Source organism: Vibrio kanaloae (assembly GCF_024347535.1).
GTDB lineage: Bacteria > Pseudomonadota > Gammaproteobacteria > Enterobacterales > Vibrionaceae > Vibrio > Vibrio kanaloae.
In genome coordinates, this window is sequence record NZ_AP025497.1 from 3023917 (window position 1) to 3043311 (window position 19395).

The 19395-nt window shown below is 43.1% G+C and carries 19 protein-coding genes; 5 read left to right on the plus strand and 14 right to left on the minus strand.

Annotated elements, in window-relative coordinates; genetic code table 11:
• Positions 1-13: 13 nt before the first annotated feature.
• Together yihA and OCV24_RS13625 are read left to right on the plus strand one after the other, a co-directional pair.
• Positions 14-673, plus strand: a complete 660-nt coding sequence (gene yihA / locus OCV24_RS13620; protein WP_150879112.1) for a ribosome biogenesis GTP-binding protein YihA/YsxC — start codon at positions 14-16, stop codon at positions 671-673.
• Positions 674-903: 230 nt separating this feature from the next.
• Positions 904-1503, plus strand: a complete 600-nt coding sequence (locus OCV24_RS13625) for a GTP-binding protein (RefSeq protein WP_150879114.1) — start codon at positions 904-906, stop codon at positions 1501-1503.
• 264 nt (positions 1504-1767) lie between these two features.
• On the opposite strand, the gene OCV24_RS20845 is transcribed toward OCV24_RS13625, so the two are convergent.
• The 4 genes from OCV24_RS20845 to hemB all read right to left on the minus strand — a co-directional run bounded on the left by OCV24_RS20845 (position 1768) and on the right by hemB (position 7063).
• Positions 1768-1815, minus strand: coding sequence for a hypothetical protein (locus tag OCV24_RS20845; RefSeq protein WP_438356636.1), 48 nt, complete (start codon positions 1813-1815; stop codon positions 1768-1770).
• A 193-nt stretch (positions 1816-2008) separates the two neighbouring features.
• The gene (gene polA, locus OCV24_RS13630) at positions 2009-4807 is read right to left on the minus strand and encodes a DNA polymerase I (RefSeq protein WP_017055579.1); all 2799 of its coding nucleotides are present in this window, start codon (positions 4805-4807) and stop codon (positions 2009-2011) included.
• Between the two features lie 694 nt (positions 4808-5501).
• Complete coding sequence (locus tag OCV24_RS13635) at positions 5502-5942, minus strand: GNAT family N-acetyltransferase (protein WP_150879117.1); 441 nt, start codon at positions 5940-5942, stop codon at positions 5502-5504.
• Between the two features lie 77 nt (positions 5943-6019).
• Entirely contained in the window at positions 6020-7063 is a 1044-nt protein-coding gene (hemB, locus tag OCV24_RS13640; protein WP_017055577.1) for a porphobilinogen synthase, read from the minus strand.
• 207 nt (positions 7064-7270) lie between these two features.
• On the opposite strand from hemB, the gene OCV24_RS13645 reads away from it, so the two are divergent.
• Positions 7271-8035: a TatD family hydrolase gene (locus tag OCV24_RS13645; protein ID WP_077679795.1), complete on the plus strand. Its 765-nt coding sequence runs from the start codon at positions 7271-7273 to the stop codon at positions 8033-8035.
• Positions 8036-8310: 275 nt separating this feature from the next.
• Here the strand turns inward: OCV24_RS13645 and tatC are convergent, their stop codons facing one another.
• From tatC to rmuC, 7 genes are all read right to left on the minus strand, one after another.
• Positions 8311-9066, minus strand: a complete 756-nt coding sequence (gene tatC, locus OCV24_RS13650) for a twin-arginine translocase subunit TatC (RefSeq protein WP_017055575.1) — start codon at positions 9064-9066, stop codon at positions 8311-8313.
• A 147-nt stretch (positions 9067-9213) separates the two neighbouring features.
• Entirely contained in the window at positions 9214-9621 is a 408-nt protein-coding gene (gene tatB / locus OCV24_RS13655; protein WP_046223404.1) for a Sec-independent protein translocase protein TatB, read from the minus strand.
• 3 nt (positions 9622-9624) lie between these two features.
• Entirely contained in the window at positions 9625-9879 is a 255-nt protein-coding gene (gene tatA / locus OCV24_RS13660; RefSeq protein WP_004735565.1) for a Sec-independent protein translocase subunit TatA, read from the minus strand.
• A gap of 53 nt (positions 9880-9932) precedes the next feature.
• The gene (gene ubiB, locus OCV24_RS13665) at positions 9933-11567 is read right to left on the minus strand and encodes a ubiquinone biosynthesis regulatory protein kinase UbiB (RefSeq protein WP_046223403.1); all 1635 of its coding nucleotides are present in this window, start codon (positions 11565-11567) and stop codon (positions 9933-9935) included.
• Positions 11564-12169 carry a ubiquinone biosynthesis accessory factor UbiJ gene (locus OCV24_RS13670; protein ID WP_077679793.1) on the minus strand — a complete coding sequence of 202 codons (606 nt, stop codon included), beginning with the start codon at positions 12167-12169 and terminating at the stop codon, positions 11564-11566. The genes ubiB and OCV24_RS13670 overlap by 4 nt, the downstream gene beginning before the upstream one ends.
• A gap of 100 nt (positions 12170-12269) precedes the next feature.
• Complete coding sequence (gene ubiE / locus OCV24_RS13675) at positions 12270-13049, minus strand: bifunctional demethylmenaquinone methyltransferase/2-methoxy-6-polyprenyl-1,4-benzoquinol methylase UbiE (RefSeq protein WP_029626870.1); 780 nt, start codon at positions 13047-13049, stop codon at positions 12270-12272.
• Positions 13050-13115: 66 nt separating this feature from the next.
• Positions 13116-14648: a DNA recombination protein RmuC gene (rmuC, locus tag OCV24_RS13680; protein ID WP_077679792.1), complete on the minus strand. Its 1533-nt coding sequence runs from the start codon at positions 14646-14648 to the stop codon at positions 13116-13118.
• A 138-nt stretch (positions 14649-14786) separates the two neighbouring features.
• On the opposite strand from rmuC, the gene OCV24_RS13685 reads away from it, so the two are divergent.
• On the plus strand, positions 14787-15692 hold the full coding sequence (locus OCV24_RS13685; RefSeq protein WP_017055569.1) for a DMT family transporter: 906 nt from the start codon (positions 14787-14789) through the stop codon (positions 15690-15692).
• A 211-nt stretch (positions 15693-15903) separates the two neighbouring features.
• On the opposite strand, the gene OCV24_RS13690 is transcribed toward OCV24_RS13685, so the two are convergent.
• Positions 15904-16122, minus strand: coding sequence for a hypothetical protein (locus OCV24_RS13690; protein WP_045966243.1), 219 nt, complete (start codon positions 16120-16122; stop codon positions 15904-15906).
• A 108-nt stretch (positions 16123-16230) separates the two neighbouring features.
• The gene (locus tag OCV24_RS13695; protein ID WP_150879119.1) at positions 16231-17082 is read right to left on the minus strand and encodes a hypothetical protein; all 852 of its coding nucleotides are present in this window, start codon (positions 17080-17082) and stop codon (positions 16231-16233) included.
• A gap of 554 nt (positions 17083-17636) precedes the next feature.
• Between OCV24_RS13695 and OCV24_RS13700 the strand changes: the two genes are divergently transcribed.
• The gene (locus OCV24_RS13700) at positions 17637-18668 is read left to right on the plus strand and encodes a hypothetical protein (protein ID WP_150879121.1); all 1032 of its coding nucleotides are present in this window, start codon (positions 17637-17639) and stop codon (positions 18666-18668) included.
• 70 nt (positions 18669-18738) lie between these two features.
• Here OCV24_RS13700 and OCV24_RS13705 read toward each other — a convergent pair whose 3' ends face one another.
• The gene (locus OCV24_RS13705) at positions 18739-19152 is read right to left on the minus strand and encodes a hypothetical protein (RefSeq protein ID WP_012774818.1); all 414 of its coding nucleotides are present in this window, start codon (positions 19150-19152) and stop codon (positions 18739-18741) included.
• Positions 19153-19395: the final 243 nt, after the last annotated feature.

The window sequence follows — 19395 nt, forward strand, 5'->3', positions numbered from 1 at the left end:
GATGGAGTTAACAGTGAGCGTAAAAATTCATTATCAAAACACGCATTTCATTACCAGTGCACCTGATATTCGTCATTTACCAGAAGACGAAGGAATCGAAATTGCGTTTGCAGGACGCTCCAATGCTGGTAAATCTAGCGCGCTAAACCGCGTTACAAACCAAAAAAGCTTGGCGAAAACCAGTAAAACACCAGGTCGAACTCAGTTAATTAACCTATTCAAGGTAACAGATGGTTGTCATATCGTCGACTTACCTGGATATGGCTTCGCTCAAGTTCCACTTGAAATGAAGAAAAAATGGCAGAAGTCGCTAGGTGAATACCTACAACGCCGAGAAAGCCTGAAGGGCTTGGTGGTATTGATGGATATCCGTCACCCAATGAAAGACCTTGACCAACAAATGATCTACTGGGCTATCGATAGCCACATCCCAGTACAGGTTTTGTTAACAAAAGCCGACAAGCTGAAAAGTGGCGCGCGTAAAGCACAGCTACTGAAAATCCGTAACGATGCAAAATCTTTCGGTGGTGATGTCGCGGTTGATGTCTTCTCTTCAATGAAGGGTATCGGTGTTGACCAACTGCGTAGCAAAATGGATGAGTGGTTCGCACCTGCGTTTGCAGACCAACTTATTGATGAGCTAGCAGATGAAGAGCACAACGACTCCGAATAGCGCCTCTATCTATAATCGCTTCATCTATAGCGAGAAGTTAAAGCACGGACTACCAGTGATTTAACCTTATCAATACCCTACCTTATTAGGTGGGGTATTTTTTTGCTCATAAATGAGTGAGTTAAGCCCAATTTTAAACGTTAAAAATGATATTTATCCGCTTGAACGTATAGAAGTAAACCATACTAAAAACAACGTTTGCTAAACAGAACAACGAGAAAGGAGTACTCATGTGGAAAACACTCTTGGCGATAATAGCAATGATGCTGATACCTGTTACAGGCCACACCTCTGAAGCAGAACCAACAGAAGCACCACTGATCAACGTCGATATGACCTTAGATCTCGATGGCATGGAGAAGTATGCTCAGGAGGCCAGTGAATCTCTTGAGAGGATATCGCAATCTTTGCAAGCCATCGTCAATAACCCCAATCTCAGCGAAGACCAGCAACAAGCCTTGAATCAGACCATCGACAGCATGAATAAATTTGCGGCTTCAACTCAGACATCACTCAATCAACTCCCTCAAGCCTTGGATCAATCTCGCCTCGCCTTTAAACAAACCAGTCAAATACTGCTCGATGATATACAGACCAAACTCATCATTGCGCTGGCGGCGGTTATCGCTGTCATTATTATCGCTTTAACCGCTATCTATCTGCTTATCCTGAAACCAATGCAGCAAACCTTGGTGAAAGCGACCAACAATATCTCTTCGATGGCACGCTCCATCCAGATCACCGCCGAAGCACTGAAATACAGCACCGAGAAACAACAGAAAATCATGGACTACATCGAGCATTCACCAACTCAATGCTCTGATAAATAAGGCATGAGCCATCAATCCTTTACCGGAAATTTGTAAAATAAAAGTTATTTCAAATGAAAAAACAATCGAATTTAAGACGGATTAAAATTACCAATTTCTGATTGAGTTCCAAATTTAAGAAAACTAACGTAATAAAGAGGATTTTTGAAAAGCCTAGGAAAAGGCATGAAAAGTAAGCGGATCAGTAGGGTAATTATGGTTGGAAATATTTTTCTTTCGCACAAGAAAAAACGCCCCAGTCAAATGCTGACTGGGGCGGCTGAATCAGCCTAATCCAATAACGTGAAACAAAAGGTCTGAAAGATAGAACATCTTACCTCTGTACCCTACGAGATTTAATGTACAACAATTGCTCAGAAATGAAAACATTTTTTGTAATTTTTTTTCATGAATGTTTTATTAAAACATCCTAGTTCTTTCCACAATTCAACTTTATTTTAGATAAAAAAAAGCCAGTGTTTGTGCACTGGCTCATACTAATTCACTCGATAAGGTCAAAAACTGATTAGTGGGCTTGGTCCCAGTTATCACCGTGGCCAGCTTCCGCAACAAGCGGAACGGCTAGCTCAGCAGCGGATTCCATCAATTCTTGTACTTTACTTTCAATTTCGGCTAAAGATGACTCTTCCACTTCAAATACCAATTCATCGTGCACTTGCATTAGCAGTTTCACACGACCATCGCCTTCCGCTTGAATCCACTCATCAACCAATAGCATTGCTTTTTTGATAATGTCAGCTGCCGTACCTTGCATTGGTGCGTTGATCGCCGCACGCTCAGCCGCTTTACGACGCATGCCATTTCGAGATTTAATCTCCGGCAAATGTAAACGACGACCATAAATCGTTTCAACAAAGCCCTGCTCTGACGCTGCGCTACGTGTGTCTTCCATGTACTGCATTACGCCAGGATAGCGTTCGAAGTAGGTGTCCATGTAATGTTGCGCTTCACCGCGAGGAATACCCAGCTGCTTAGCCAAACCAAAGGCACTCATACCATAGATAAGACCAAAGTTAACCGCCTTTGCACGACGACGCTGCTCAGAGGTAACGCTCTCAATATCAACGCCAATAATTTCAGCCGCAGTGGCTGCGTGGATGTCTTTGCCTTGTTGGAAAGCTTCCAATAAGGCTTTGTCGCCCGACAGGTGCGCCATAATACGTAATTCAATTTGTGAGTAATCGACCGCTAAAATCTTCCACCCATGTTGAGCAACAAATGCTTGGCGGATACGACGACCCTCTTCATTACGAATTGGGATGTTCTGCAGGTTTGGATCGGTCGAAGACAAACGACCTGTCGCTGTCACCGCTTGGTGATAGGACGTATGAACACGACCCGTTTCAGCGTTGATCATCTTAGGTAGTTTATCAGTATACGTCGATTTCAGTTTTGCTAGGCCACGATACTCAATGATCAGCTTAGGCAGCGGGTAGTCCAACGCTAACTCTTGCAACACTTCTTCGTTGGTTGACGGGCTACCTGATGGCGTTTTCTTGATAACGGGCAGACCCATCTTTTCAAACAAGATCGCTTGCAGCTGTTTTGGCGAGTTCATGTTGAACTCTTGCTCTGCAATCTCATAAGCTTTCTGTTCTAGCTCAACAAGACGAACCGCAATCTCTTGCGATTGAGCCCCTAGTAACATGTCATCGATGAAGACACCTGTGCGTTCAATACGAGACATCACAGGAATCAGTGGTACTTCAATGTCTTCATAGATGGTTTTTAGCTTTTCATCTTGCTCAATGTTTTCCATTAAACGATGATGAAGACGCAATGTCACATCAGCATCTTCCGCAGCATATGGAGATGCTTCGCCCAATTCAATCTGGTTGAAAGTAAGCTGTTTTTTTCCTTTACCTGCAATTTGCTCAAATGAGATACAGCTATGCTGAAGGAAACGCAGCGCTAAGCTATCCATATCATGCTTACCACCTACGCTGTTGAAAACGTATGATGCCAGCATGGTGTCGTGTTTGATGCCTTTCATCTCGATATCGTAGCGCGCTAAAACGCTCATATCATACTTTAGGTTTTGACCTACTTTTGCTTGCGAGTCATCTTCTAGTATCGGTTTAAGCTGTTCTAGTACCCAATCACGATCGAGTTGTTGAGGAGCATCGAGGTAGTCATGAGCAACCGGCACGTAAGCGGCAACGCCTTCTTCAGTGGCAAATGATAGACCGACAAGGTTAGCGACCATGTAGTCTAGGCTGTCTGTCTCTGTATCAAAAGCAAACACTTCAGCCGCTTTAAGTTTTTCTAACCAAGTATTGAAAGCATCTTTATCTAGAATCGTTTCGTAGTGGCTGCGATCAATCGTCACTGCAGAGGTATTCATCTCAACAGCTGAAGTGGCAGACGAGCCGTTGCTGCGTACCGCACCTGATCTTTCAGCCGCTTCCACCACCCCATTACCGCCGTCAAGTAACTCATTGAGCCAAGACTTAAACACCAGCTGACCATATAGCTTAATCAGCTCATCAATGTTTGGTTGAGCTTTCACGAGCGATTCCGGTGTTTCTTCTAACTCAACATCCAACTTAATGGTCGCAAGTTCGTAAGACATCTCAGCGTTGTCTTTATTATCGATAAGCTTCTTCGCCATGGTTTTTGAACCACGAAAGCCAAGCGCCGCAATGTCATCAAGGTTTTGATACAGTTTTTCGATGCTGCCGATGCCTTGCAACAGAGCCGTCGCTGTCTTATCACCCACACCCGGCACGCCCGGAATGTTATCGACTTTATCACCCATTAGAGCAAGGTAATCGATGATCAACTCAGGTGGGATACCAAACTTCTCGATAACGCCTTCACGATCCATCACCACATTAGTCATGGTGTTGATAAGAGTAACGTTGTCATCAACCAGTTGGGCCATATCTTTATCGCCAGTACTGATAAGAACAGGCATGCCCATCGCGGAAGCTTGAGAAGCCAGCGTACCAATCACGTCATCGGCTTCTACCCCAGGGATAGAGATAAGCGGTAGACCCATCGCACGAATGACATTATGCAGTGGCTCGATCTGGCAACGAAGGTCGTCAGGCATTGGTGGACGGTTTGCTTTGTACTCTGGGTACATATCATCACGGAACGTTTTCCCTTTCGCATCAAAAATTACCGCCATACGATCAGAAGCGAATTGACGCATCATGCTACGTAGCATGTTAACCACACCATAAACAGCGTTGGTTGGGATATCACCATTGCTCATTGTGCCAGGGTAAGCATGGAACGCGCGATATAGGTAAGAAGAGCCATCGATTAGAATCAATGGATTATCAGGAATACGAGCCATAATGTTTGTGTATCCAGTAAGTACAGAAATAATCTGTTAAGAATGCCACGTCTGTTGGTTGGATTCTACGTTGTCGATCCGTATCCGTTCATTCGATTGTATTCGTTATAATCAATTTATTGTTATTTTTTGTTCTGAGACACTAGCCACCTGTGGATAACTCTGTTTATATTATTTATCCACCCTGTTGAGAACTAAGGTGAAGCAATAAAAAAACAAGCATAAACAACTGAAAATAAAGAAAAAAATAACAGATCGAACAGATGATCAACGATCTTTTTTCGATCCTGCATTGTGGAAAAGAATACTGATGGCGTTTTATTCATAAAAATACGTGCCACTAAATATGCATCTTGTTGAAATAGAGGTATAAAAAAAGCGACACCCGAAGATGTCGCCTAGCAAAAACCGGTAAAGCTATTCAAATTGAATACCACAGCTTTACCTAAAAGCTATAAATTACACTGGAAGCAATGTGAGCAATGTCGTGTCAAAAAGAACTTAGTATAAGTTCGCGAGAATTCTGTTACGTAACCAAGTAGATACTTGAGTACTCAACATCCTTGTGAACATTTCCTTATTCCCTAAGACAGGGTTAATAATAATGATTCTCATTTAATAGTCAACAGTTAGATGATAATAAATCTCATTTAATTTATAATTAGTGAATCATCACACTAATTTCAATCACTCATCACACTGAAAGTGCCTTCAAAAAATGGATTCGATTTTCAGTAATATATTCTTTTTCTTCCAGTTTTTCGATTTGATAGCCGTTTCTCAATAACAAACGCAGCATAGCTGGAAACTGATTGCGAGATTTAACTTTCAGTTGTTGATAGCCCTGTTTCTTCACCCATTGTTCCTGAGCATCGAGCTGCGCCTGTGCGACCCCTTTATTTCTTGCAAGTGGAGAAACGCCCCCAAACCAACTATAAAAGGTCTGCCGATCCAATTCATAGCCGATCTTAAAACCCAGTAACACGCCCGCTTCTTCAGCAACGAGGATCAGGCTTGTTTTACCCGCTAACCGCTCCGATAAAGACGCGACACTCTCTTTTTTAGCAAACTCAGTAATCTGATCAACAACAGACACCACCTCTTCCAGTGAGCCTTCACGTACAATGACTGACATCTTATCCACCCTTATAAACGAAAGGGCTGGCACAATAGCCAACCCTTTTACTGATCACTTAAGTTCATTCTGCGCAGTTACTTTTCTTTTAAATGCTTTGATACTTGTGCATTGTCTTCAGCAAGCCACTCTGCGACATCTTTAGCGAAGTAAGTAAGAATGCCATCGGCGCCCGCACGCTTAAAGCACAGCAGTGATTCCATGACGGTTTCGCGCTCTTTCAACCAACCATTTTGAATAGCGACTTTGTGCATCGCATATTCACCAGACACTTGGTAAGCAAATGTCGGCGCTTGTAGTTCATGCTTCACACGGCGCACGATGTCTAGGTAAGGCATGCCTGGTTTCACCATCACCATGTCAGCACCTTCATTCAGATCGATTGCCACTTCATGAATTGCTTCATCACTGTTCGCCGGATCCATCTGGTAGTTCTTCTTGTTACCACCTTTTAGGTTTGAAGCACTACCAACAGCATCACGGAATGGACCATAGTAGCAAGACGCGTATTTCGCAGAATACGCCATAATTTGAGTATGAATATGACCGGCTTCTTCCAACGCTTCACGGATTTTACCAATACGACCGTCCATCATATCTGATGGGGCAACCACATCAGCCCCCGCTTCAGCGTGCGACAGCGCCTGCTTGATCAAGACTTCGGTCGTCTCGTCATTTATCACGTAACCATCTTCATCGATGATGCCGTCTTGGCCGTGAGTAGTGAACGGGTCTAGTGCTACATCAGTAATAACGCCAATGTTTGGCACGTGCTCTTTTAGTAAACGTACTGCACGTTGAACTAAACCTTCCGAGTTATGAGCTTCAACCGCACATAAACTTTTAGCGTCTTGGTTCACTACCGGAAACAGAGCAATCGCAGGAACACCTAATTTTGACAGGTAATCCGCTTCCTCAAGCATAAGATCGATCGACAGGCGTTCAACACCCGGCATGGATTCTACAGGCTCGCGGCGTTCTTTGCCCATCAGGATGAACATTGGGTAGATTAGATCATCCACAGACAATTGATTTTCTGCCATTAGGCGACGGCTAAAGTCATGCTTACGCATACGGCGCATACGACGACCTGGAAATTGACCTTGAATTGAAACAGACACTAGATTCTCCTTGCCTAGTCTAAGCACGAAATACTTAGATATGAAAAGTGCTAAATACAAGCAAAAGCATATCATTGATGGCTCAGGACGCTAGCAGTAAAGTATAAAACCCATTCAAAAATAGGGATGAATGGCAAAAAATGACCTTCTCCTCACACTGCCGTATACTCACAACAACTCAGTACAGACCGCTTTCAGGACAAAATAATGATCGACACCCATGCTCATATTTACGCGAGCGAATTCGACGAAGACCGCGAACAAGTAGTACAACGCGCACGAGATCAAGGAATTGATACGATTCTGCTACCTAATATCGATTTAGAATCTATCGAGCCAATGCTAGCAACGGAAGCACAGTTCCCTGAGGTGTGTCATTCGATGATGGGCTTACACCCCTGCTACGTGGATGCCAATATTGAACAAACCCTAAAAACCATTCGAGCTTGGTTCGATAAGCGTGACTTTATCGCCGTAGGTGAAATTGGTATCGACCTGTACTGGGATAAAACCTTTAAAGCCGAACAAGAGATGGCGTTTGTGACTCAACTGCAGTGGGCAAAAGAACTCGATCTACCAGTAGTGATCCATACTCGAGACTCTATCGAGGAGACACTAACTCTACTCCGTCAAGAGCAAGATGGCAGCTTACGTGGCGTGTTCCACTGCTTTGGGAGCAGCTTAGAAGAAGCTCAAGCGATCAATGAACTAGGTTTTCATTTAGGGTTAGGGGGAGTCTCTACTTTTAAGAATTCGGGGATGGATAAGGTAATCCCACATCTGGATATGAATTACGTCATCTTGGAAACAGATTGCCCTTATTTAGCACCCGCGCCACACCGTGGTAAACGTAATGAACCCGCTTATACGGAGTTGGTTGCGAAACGTATTGCCGACCTAAGGGGCATGACAATGAAAGAAGTTGACGCAATAACCACTCAAAATGCGAGAGAATTATTTAATTTGTCATAAATCAAATTGATTTAAACCACCAAAATATTTGAGAAGAGAAAGCAACAGGTCTATTATCAACTGCATTCATATGGAGATGATAATTATGTGTGACCACTCACAGCACTTGCAACGCCAGCATCGGACCTTGTGGCATAAAATATTAGGGATTAAAGAGCTCTACATATGTCAAAACTGTGGATATCAGTTAAAGATTCGATAAACAAGACACAATAAAAAAGCGGCCTATGGCCGCTTTTTTATTGTTAAATGACTCGTTAAGAAGCACGGTTCAATTAAGATTCAGCTTCTTCCTCTTCATCGCCATTCGGCTTACGCACATAGAAGCGCGCAAAGAACAGACCAATCTCAAACAAAATACACATTGGAATGGCCAACAGCGTTTGCGAAATCATATCAGGTGGTGTGAGCATCATGCCGATAATGAACGCACCCACAACAATATAAGGGCGCTTTTCAGACAACGATTTAGGCGTTGTCGCACCAGTCCAACATAACAAGATAATCGCAACAGGCACTTCAAAAGCAATACCAAAGGCCAAGAACAGTGCCAGTACAAAATCAAGATAACTCGATATGTCTGTCGCAAACTCCACCTGTCCCAAAGAGATAGTGGTAAAGAAGCTAAATACCAACGGGAATACCACGAAGTAAGCAAACGCTACACCACAGTAAAACAGCAGCGAACTTGAAGCCAGCAAAGGCATTATCAAACGCTTCTCATGTTTGTATAAGCCTGGTGCAACAAAAGCCCATACTTGATACAAAATAAACGGTACCGCGACAAAAATAGAGGCTACTAAAGTTAACTTTAACGGCGTGAAAAATGGTGATGCAACATCCGTTGCAATCATCGTCGCCCCTTCAGGTAGGCGATCTACCAAGGGTGCCGATACGAATTCATAAATATCATTAGCAAAATAAATTAGCCCAACAAACACAACCAGAACTGCAACAATCGCACGCAGTAGGCGATTACGTAGCTCTAGAAGATGGCTAATTAAAGGCTGTGTCTGCTCAGTCGAAGACATGTCAAACCTCTTAAAAGGAAGATCGAAAAGGAGCCGCGCGCCTATCTATCCAGTTGAATTAGTATCCACTTGAATAGCTATCTACTTAAATATTTAGCTACTTAAACATCTAGCTACATAAGTATCTGGCGACTCCTCCTTGCGAGACTATTCGGCTTTCTTATCTGACGGTGCTGAAGCCTCACTGTTAACCTGAATAGTTTCAGATTCCACAGCTTCCGTGACACTGGATTTAGTCTCACTTGGCTTATCAGACTCAGGCTTAGCATATGGACGTTGAACATCAGCAGCGGCCTGCTTAAGTTCATCGACTGATGCTTGTAGGTCTGGAGATAAATCTTCCATACCCATTTTTTCCGCCTTACGTAGGTTTTCTTGCAGCTCTTGTACCTTAAGCTCATGAGAAAGTTCATCTTTCACACTATTTGCCATGCTTTTCGCTTGTCCAACAAACTTGGAGACACTGCGAATCGCTACGGGCAAACGCTCAGGTCCTAAAACCACTAACCCAACGACAGATATTAATACCAGTTCCCAAAAACCGATATCAAACACGATTTACGCCTGCTCTTTGTCTTTCTTTGTTTCAGCAGTTGTTTCAGCGCTCGCTTCTTTCTTCTGCTGTTCAATATTCTTTGGTTCGAAGTCTGCATCTTTCTTATCTGCAGGCTTGTCTTCATCGCTCATCGCTTTTTTGAAGCCTTTAACCGCTGAACCTAAGTCACCACCCATGCCGCGCAGTTTCTTTGTTCCGAATAGCAAAATTACAATTACAGCAATGATTAAAAGTTGCCAAATACTGATACCACCCATTGTCATTGTCCTCGGGTCTGTCTACACATAAAAATATTAAGAGAGTCTACTGTCTAACGACGGTAAGCTCGCCAACTAAGCAACCAAAATGTGACACCTGCGATGCCACAGCCCATGGATAGCTGCTCATAAGGGCTTGAAACTAATATTGCGGAGCATACGACTAAAGTAGCTCCAACGCCAAACAAAAACTTTCCAGTCGCTTGCTGACGCTTACTATCTCGGTAGCCTTGATAAAGCTGATCCATTCTGTGGTTCATCGCTTTACCTTGGCGCAAGCTGTCATAAAGTAGCTCTGGCAGCTCTGGCAGTTTTTCTGCCCAAAATGGCGCGCGCTCTTTGACTGCGTTAATCACAGCTTGCGGCCCCACTTGATTCATCATCCAAGTTTCTAGGAAAGGCTTCGCCGTTGCCCACAAATCAAGTTGCGGATACAACTGGCGGCCTAGGCCTTCCACATACAACAAGGTCTTCTGCAGAAGTACCAACTGAGGTTGAACCTCCATGTTGAAACGTCTTGCTGTATTAAATAAGTTTAGCAACACATGGCCAAATGAGATCTCGCCAAGTGGTTTGGCAAAAATAGGCTCACACACCATACGAATCGCAAATTCGAAATCATTGACGTTGGTATCGTGTGGCACCCATCCAGAATCCACGTGCAGCTCTGCGACTTTACGGTAATCTCGATTAAAGAAAGCCAGCAGGTTTTCGGCTAAATAGCGCTTATCTTCACTGTTAAGCGTGCCGACAATGCCACAATCCAAGCCAATCCACTGAGGATTATCTGGATTTTCAGGGTTAACGAACACGTTACCCGGATGCATGTCTGCATGGAAAAAGCTGTCGCGGAACACTTGGGTGAAGAATACTGTCACACCGCGTTCAGCCAGCAATTTCATGTTAGTGCCGTTGGCGTTTAGCGTTTCAATGTCTGAAACCTGAATACCATAGATTCGTTCTGACACCATCAGGGTTTCACTGCTTAAATCAGGGATAACCTCTGGAACATAAAGCTCTTCACTGCCTTCAAAATTACGTCGCAGTTGAATCGCATTGGCTGCCTCACGACGCAGATCTAATTCATCAAGTAGCGTTTTTTCGTACTCGTGGACCACCTCAACGGGTTTCAAACGACGTGCTTCAGGAAGCGACTTAGCGACTATACGCGCCATTCGGTGCATCAGTTTTAGATCTGCATCAATCACCGGGCGAATATCAGGTCGAATTACCTTGAGAACAATCTCGCGACCACTCTCTTTCAGCTTTGCCGTATGCACCTGAGCAATAGAAGCCGAAGCCAGTGGCTCAATATCAAAATCAGTAAACCAGTTATCTAAACTGCCACCCAGTGCCGTTTCCATATCTTGCTTGGCCAACGCGCCATCAAATGGCGCCACTTGGTCTTGCAACAACGCCAATTGATCGGCGATATGAGGAGGAAATAGGTCACGACGAGTCGACATCATTTGTCCGAATTTGATCCAGACCGGCCCTAATTCTTGTAATGCTAAACGCAAGCGGTGGCCTAACTCTTTATCTTGATGCTTATTCTTGAGCCAAAACAGTGCCTTTCTCGCCAGCAAAGGGGCTTTAGTCAATTGGTGTTCTGGCATCAACTCATCAAGGCCATACTCTAACTGTACCTTGATAATATGATAAAGACGTTTCACTTCTGCAGGGGTCATGCTTTCTCCAACAGAGTATTCAATTTTGATTCAAGGCGTGCGGTGGCACTTTTCACGTCATCAACCTGATCGCAAAAATGTGCGACTTCTAACGGAGCGGGTGCCATCTTCCACTCCTCAGTCAAAACCTGAGCAAGGTGGTTTTGATGCTTAGTTGCCTGCTTGGCCATCAGGTCACCCACATTTTTAGCGCTTTGGACCAAGGTATGCGCAACCACATCGCCAGTCACTCGTGACAACCACTCTTCCAAGTCAGGCTTGCAGTCTGTCATCAATTGAGCAAATTTTTGTGCCAACTGAATATCACCTTCTAAGATCAGCTTATCTTGCTTGATCAGCTTAGTGATATTCGACTGCTCACGCAGTTCCGGTAATACCGATAGATTCAAGGATAAATAACAATCAGGTTGTCCTTCGTATTCAGCCAATACATCAATTTGTTGGCTGAAAACGAAAGTGAGTGTTTTATTCAACTCTTTCAAATTGACTTGAATGATCTGCCCCTTTAAACGAGACAAACGACGAACCAAGGCTGGATCATCGTTCACGAAAGTATTTAAAGAGGTTTCAATAACCGCGGTGACCAATGGATCAAATGGCATGACTGTCCTTACCTTTGAAAACGGATAAGCCTTAACCTATCCGTTCTGTCTTTATTCTTTTATTGTCTAGCCAGCTCAACGAGCCTACTGTCAAGTTCGACTAGAACTTGTAACCCCGGTGCAGCGCAACAATGCCGCCCGTTAGGTTGTAGTATTTAGTGTTTTCAAAACCCGCGTCTTGCATCATGCCTTCTAAAGTTTCTTGATTTGGGTGCATGCGGATAGATTCGGCAAGGTAGCGGTAACTGTCTGCATCATTGACAATCAGCTCACCAATTTTAGGTAACAGGTGAAAGGAGTATGCGTCATACACTTTCGATAGTGGCTCAAGTACTGGCTTCGAAAACTCCAGAACCAACAGGCGGCCGCCCGGCTTAAGTACGCGGAACATTGAACGCAATGCTTGGTCTTTATCGGTTACGTTACGCAGACAGAAGCTAATGGTAATGCAATCGAAGTAGTTGTCAGGGAATGGTAGCTCTTCAGCATTGGCTTGTACGTAATGCACATTGCCCACAATACCGTTATCTCGCAGCTTATCACGGCCAACATTCAGCATTGAATTGTTGATATCAGCAAGAACCACGTGGCCTTTGTCACCAACAATACGCGAGAATTTCGCCGTAAGATCGCCAGTACCACCACCGAGGTCTAGAACACGTTGACCCGGGCGAACGCCACTGCAATCAATCGTGAATCGCTTCCACAAGCGGTGAACACCACCCGACATTAAATCATTCATGATGTCGTATTTAGCGGCTACAGAGTGAAATACCTCTGCGACTTTCGCGACTTTTTCGTCTTTCGCGACGGTTTCGAAACCAAAGTGTGTGGTTTCTGACTCTACTTCTGAATTTGTCTGCACGCTTGTGTCCATAATGCTGTTATCTACCATGGTAAGTTCTCATCGACAGCACACTCTCTCTTTAAGAGGCGCTGCGGCCGATTAGTTTACTTTATCCTCAGCAGGTTGTCTTTCTACTAAGGAGGCATTTTCTGAAAAAGCCTCATTTTGCGCCATTTCAGCCAAACCTATCGAAATCGGTTTTTTCACTTCAACACCCAATTGCTTGAAGCTTTCTGCCTGACGAATCACATTGCCCCGCCCTGTTACTAGCTTATTCATGGCACCTTGGTAGCTTTGATTGGCTCTATCTAATGAGCTACCAAGGCCTTCCATGTCATCAACAAACAAGCGCAATTTGTCGTAAAGCTTGCTCGCACGTTCCGCAATAACTTGAGCGTTCTGGTTCTGCCTGTCGTTGCGCCACAGGTTATCAATGGTACGCAGTGCCACCAGCAAGGTCGTTGGGCTAACCAAGATGATGTTTTGTTCCATCGCGTCTTTGACTAAGCTAGGGTCGGCTTGAATCGCCACTTGAAATGCCGGCTCTACAGGGATAAACATCAACACATAATCGAGGCTCTGAATGCCTTTGAGTTGATGATAATCTTTCTGGCTCAAGCCTTTGATGTGTGCTCTTAGAGAAACTAAGTGATCCCGTAGTGCAGCATCGCGTTGTTGATCAGTTTCAGCATTGAAGTAGCGTTCAAAGGCCACCAACGCCATTTTCGAATCCACCACCACTTGCTTATCTTGTGGCAGATGCACAATCACATCCGGTTGATAACGCTTGCCCGCATCGTTTTGTAGGTTCACTTGCGTTTGGTATTCATGGCCTTCGCGCAAGCCTGATTCAGCAAGTACGCGAGCCAATACCACTTCACCCCAGTTACCTTGTTGCTTATTATCACCCTTAAGCGCTTGAGTCAGATTAACCGCTTCACGCGTCATGCTCTCGTTAAGACGTTGCAGGTTTTTAAGTTCATGCACCAAAGTATGACGCTCTTTGGCTTCTTGGCTAAAGTTATCGTTAACCTGCTTTTTAAAACCTTCTAACTGTTCTCTCAACGGTGACAACAAACCTTCTAGGCTCTGCTTGTTCTGCTGATCGACCTTGGCGGTTTTAGTTTCAAATAACTGGTTAGCTAAATGCTCAAACTGTTGCTTTAATCGAGATTCAGCATGCTCCAACAGCTGCAGTTTTTCATTATTGGCGAGATTTTCTTGATCGTGCCTCGCCTCTTGCTCTCGCAGCTCAGCTTCTAGCTCTGATTTATGAGCCTTCAGCACATTGATCTCATCTGCATATTGCTGGCGCTCCTGCTTAACGGCTTCAAAATAACGAAGCTTTTCCATCGCGGCCATCACCTTGCCGTGCGCTTGCTTGAGTTCAAATACCGCTTTGTCTCGCTCATCATCCAGCTCATCCAACTCTTGTTGTGCCTCTGCAAGCGATAACTTGAGTTGCGCCTGTTGAGATTGATGCAACAAACGATCGGACTCAAGTTGCTGTTCAAGAAGTCGCTGTTGAAAAGAGAACTTTTGCTTTATCCACCAACCCACCACACTGCTACTGACGAGCGCGCCAGAAATTGCAGCAATAAGCGTTGCTTGATGTTCGATAATCCATTGCATGATAATGATTTAGCCTAATTGGAAATAACTCATTAAATGGTATTTTGATACTGGATAAATGTCCAGTTTGCCGTATTAAAATTCGCCAGATAGACTAAGCGCTCTGTATTAATTTCCATCAAATTAGAATGAGTTGCTATGAACGAACGTCGTGCCTTGGGCTTTGGCCTTGCTGCGGTATTGCTGTGGTCAACAGTCGCTACTGCTTTTAAGCTGACCCTTGCTGAGTTTTCACCGATTCAAATGCTGACCATCGCCAGCATTGTGTCGTCGATTGCACTGATCGCGGTTTGCGCCTTTCAAGGCAAACTTACTCAGTTGAGTACTACGTTTCTTTCCAACCCTTGGTATTACCTCCTGCTCGGTTTGGTGAACCCTCTAGCCTACTACCTGATTCTCTTTAAAGCGTATGACCTACTGCCCGCTTCTCAAGCTCAAGCCATCAACTACAGCTGGGCGATCACCCTAACCTTAATGGCAGCGGTGTTTCTAGGACAAAAGATTCGCAAACAAGATTGGATAGCGTGTACCTTCAGCTATGCCGGCGTGGTGGTGATTGCTACCAAAGGCGACGTGCTAGGCATGCAGTTCGATAGCCCACTCGGTGTGGCACTGGCGCTGCTTTCAACCTTGCTTTGGGCGGGCTACTGGATTCTCAATACCAAAAACAAGGCTGACCCTGTGGTGGGTGTACTGCTTGGGTTCTTAGTGGCATTGCCATTCGCGATTGGTTTAACCCTTTACGAAGGTGAAAGCTTTAGCCAAATCACAGCGAAAGGTTGGATGGCGGTGACTTACGTTGGTCTGTTCGAGATGGGCATTACCTTTGTCTTGTGGCTCTCAGCACTCAAGCTAACCAACAACACAGCACGTATCAGTAACCTAATTTTTGCCTCGCCATTTATCTCACTGATGCTACTTTCAACCATCATTGGCGAAGAGATTCACCCTGCCACTCTATTTGGCCTGGTATTAATCATTTCCGGCTTGGTGATTCAGCAGATCAAGTTTTCAAAAAACAAGACAGTTGCTAATGAGAACTAAAAGTGTCGATTGACTGCGAAAGCCATCAACTTAGTTACTTTTCACTCTGAAATAGATACAAAAATGGCGAGTCATGTGACTCGCCATTTTTTATTCATCTGACTAAATAACTTGTGCAGCGACAATAAAGCTTGCCCGTAAGAGGAAAAATTGACAATAAAGTTTGCCCGTAGTTGTTGCAACTCTTACAGATTCTTTTTACACAAGCCACCTAAATTAGTATATCTCCCTTCTTCACGAGTAAACAGAATCTTTCATAATCATGCTGATAAACGTAGATAGGGTGAGGGGCTGCAGCACCAATCAAAAAATGCTCAAAGGCTTCTTGCCACTCATCAGGTAAATCTCGTGGGTCTACAACCATAAAAGGGACGTTAGGAAGTTTTTGAGGTTGCAAAAAAGGAAACTCCCACTCATCGGCCTCTAACATAATTACACTCTTACATTTCATTATTTATGAAGTAAAGTATAGCCGAAATAAGTGACAAAACAGGAACCTCCTCACGCAACCTTGTTGCACAAATCAATTTTCGTCCGGTTATTTCTTCCTATTTGAAAAGAAGAAATTTGTATTCTGACCTATGTTCTCTCTGTAAATTATCTTGTCACATAAGTTCATTTCTTCTCTTAAGTTCTGTTGAACAATTGAGCAAACTACAGGGATAGAACATGATGCAACACAATTGATCTCGAGGCATTTTTGACAATCATTTTCATTATGAACCATGAACGGAATAAACACTGTTTCTCGATACTTAATACCGCAAGGAATAATAATGGTTTTACTATGTGTATTGATAAAGTCTAAATAATGATCTGAATAGACCTTTTGTATCGCTTTTAGTATCAGGCCTAAATGAACATGTGCTGCGTTACGGAAACGCCCATCATCATGCAGTAACCACACAAGAACACGGGCTCTATCATTAACCCCACACTCTCCAGCAACTTTCTCATCAATCAAGTGAAGGCGCTTCCTTATCCATTTTTGGAAAATTTCCGCTAGGCACGGGGAAGCCTTTGCAGCGAATTTGAGCAATGTATTTTCTACATGATATCTACGAATTTCGTGAGAATGTATTCTGGCAGGAAAGTGACCTGATAAGATTTTTTGGAGATAGTCATAGGGGTTAGAAAGTGGGTAGTCTACATTTCGTAGTGTCTGATGATGTTGAACGCAAAAATCACTACATAACCAACAGGCCTTAAAATAGCCGAAGCCAAACTCCCTAATCTGTGCACGTATACAATCTGGACAAAACTTAATGGTGTAGTAACCAGACTGTTGAGAAGCCCCTTTCCCCTTATAAAACGTCTCATTCAACCTCGATAAAAAATATTGAGGATTACTGAAAATAGCCCTAGTTTCTTTAACAATGTTAGAGTTCATAACCAGCACTAAAAGATGATGCTCTTCATGTTGTTGGTACAGGTGGACTGTAGAATCTAGTACGCCAGGTTGCCTCACCCAATATCCGCTTTTACTTACGATATTAGATACATCCGAGACACCATAAACAATATGATGCCTTAAAATAAAGCTATGTGCAGATTCGTCTGAAGGACTTATTATCATCTTTTAACTTATTACCCCCATACTAAGCTTACCTCGCCCTTGGCCAATTTCGTGTTACATGTCCCGTCAGCACACCTTTGGACATAAATGAGTTTCGGGAATTAGAATATTAGCATTTCATAAATTACTTACAGTATGGAAAAGTCGCTTAACTCGATGTCCAAAGCTAATGGTGTAGATAGCTCAGGAGTAGTCCGCTTCAATCTTCATCGAATAATCTACTAAATAAAGTGGCGTCAGGTTTGTCCAATACCCGGATAAGATGTCAGCGGCGCGACATCTATCCTTATTTGTCATGTAACTATGCCTACGTATGACTATGCAGTACTATTAGCGATATTTTATGAATTTGTACTTAAGAGACTCTAATGATTAAATTTTTAGCACCTGTAATCATAGTTGCAGCTACAGGCCTTGTCGGTTTGGTTAACAAAGATGCTATCTATGAAAAGTACTTGCAAACACAAGTTAACAAGAACTTAGTTATAGAAACTGGTAGCACAAAGTATTGTGGTCACGTTATCAAAGATAATGAGACTCCAGAGCAATTAGTTAACAGAGTTAAACAGCAATTCAATGGTGCGACTGCATTTAGACAAATTATAGATATTTACGAAAACATTCTACATGACACGGATGAAATTGAAGCGATAACTAAAAAAATTAGTGATTGGGGTTGGCAAGGTGATGATTCCCTTGTAGAAGAAATAGCCAAATACAAGGATGATCCATACCAGCAAGACTATTTAGCTGAACTCATCGCGTTACAAGATTATAGAAAGTCAGCCTCACATAATAAAGATGAATTGATAAAAGAGCGTGATTCCCTAAGAGATGCTTTGTATTTGGCAAAAAAACCACAATTAGAGAAAGATATTTCTAATGCTATATCTCAGTTTTCCTGTGAACTGGACGATGAATCATTCAACCAAGAAGCAGATGTCATTCTAGCAAGTTTAAACCCAACGCTTTCAGGAGAAGAAAAAAAACACCTAGAAGAAATAGTAAAAGAACGAACTGTACAAGGGTTAAAGAATGCCTCAGTGCCTTTAGAAACATTTACTAAGAAATTTTATGAACTTATTAATGACGCTGTCGCAGAAATCAAAATCCTTGACTCTGAGACTATAGTCAAAGACCAAACGATTACTAACACTTTATCGGTTGTATCAACAAACGCTTTTGGAAAAAAACAACGCTTTGAAGTCGGTTGTGTAGCATATGCTTTTGGCATAAACCCTATATTTGGCTCGGCGCGTATCTTTAAGTGCTTTGTTCGTAAATCAGGGGAAACGTTGGGAGATAGTATCTACCTTCACGACCTAATGCTTGTCGAAGAATTCGATGATGAAAACCAATGGAACAAAGTTAAAAAAGAAGTTCTAAAAGAGTTTAAATAACGACATCTCACATGAAAACCCGCCTATCTCAACCTTAGGCGGTAGCTTTATGCGCATTAAGCTCTTTTTGTCATACATTTGATTTATCCTGAGTTTTAACCGCATTTACGAAGTCACTTTTCAGTCTGTTGAACGAACCAAAAGTAGCCGAAGGCTCATCTGCAAATAAATCGGTCACCTCTGAAACTAATAAGCTAGCTTTGTCATACACTTCGTTAGTACTAAATAATTCAATAAGAACGAGATCCTCGTTGATTGGCGAGAGATAAGTTGAGTAGTTTTTAGAGCTATCTAAATCTAGGGCACTAATCGCAGTTGACACCTTTGACAAGAAAGAACAGTAGATTAAGTTCAAATTTTCTTTTTGCTTTTGCCGCTCGTTCGTTTCAAGTTCCAACTTTTTAAATTTGTATGTTGCCACATAGGAAATAACAGAACCAACCACAACACCCATGAAGCCGATCAAAGAAGTTAGTAAATCCAAGATTACTCCTTAGTTTGGTTAAAATGTATAGCCCAATTAAGGTGAGGCACGCAATACTACTGCTGCCACATACCACCTTAATCACTAAAAACAACGGATACTAAAAATGTCACTCGTGACGCATCACTCTTACATTGTTAGGTTTATACTATCTCGCTGCGTATAAGCCGATTGTAAGGAATCTCATAAGCACTAGTGTAATAATCCTTGGATTCAAGTACGAAGTGCGACACCTCTGAACAT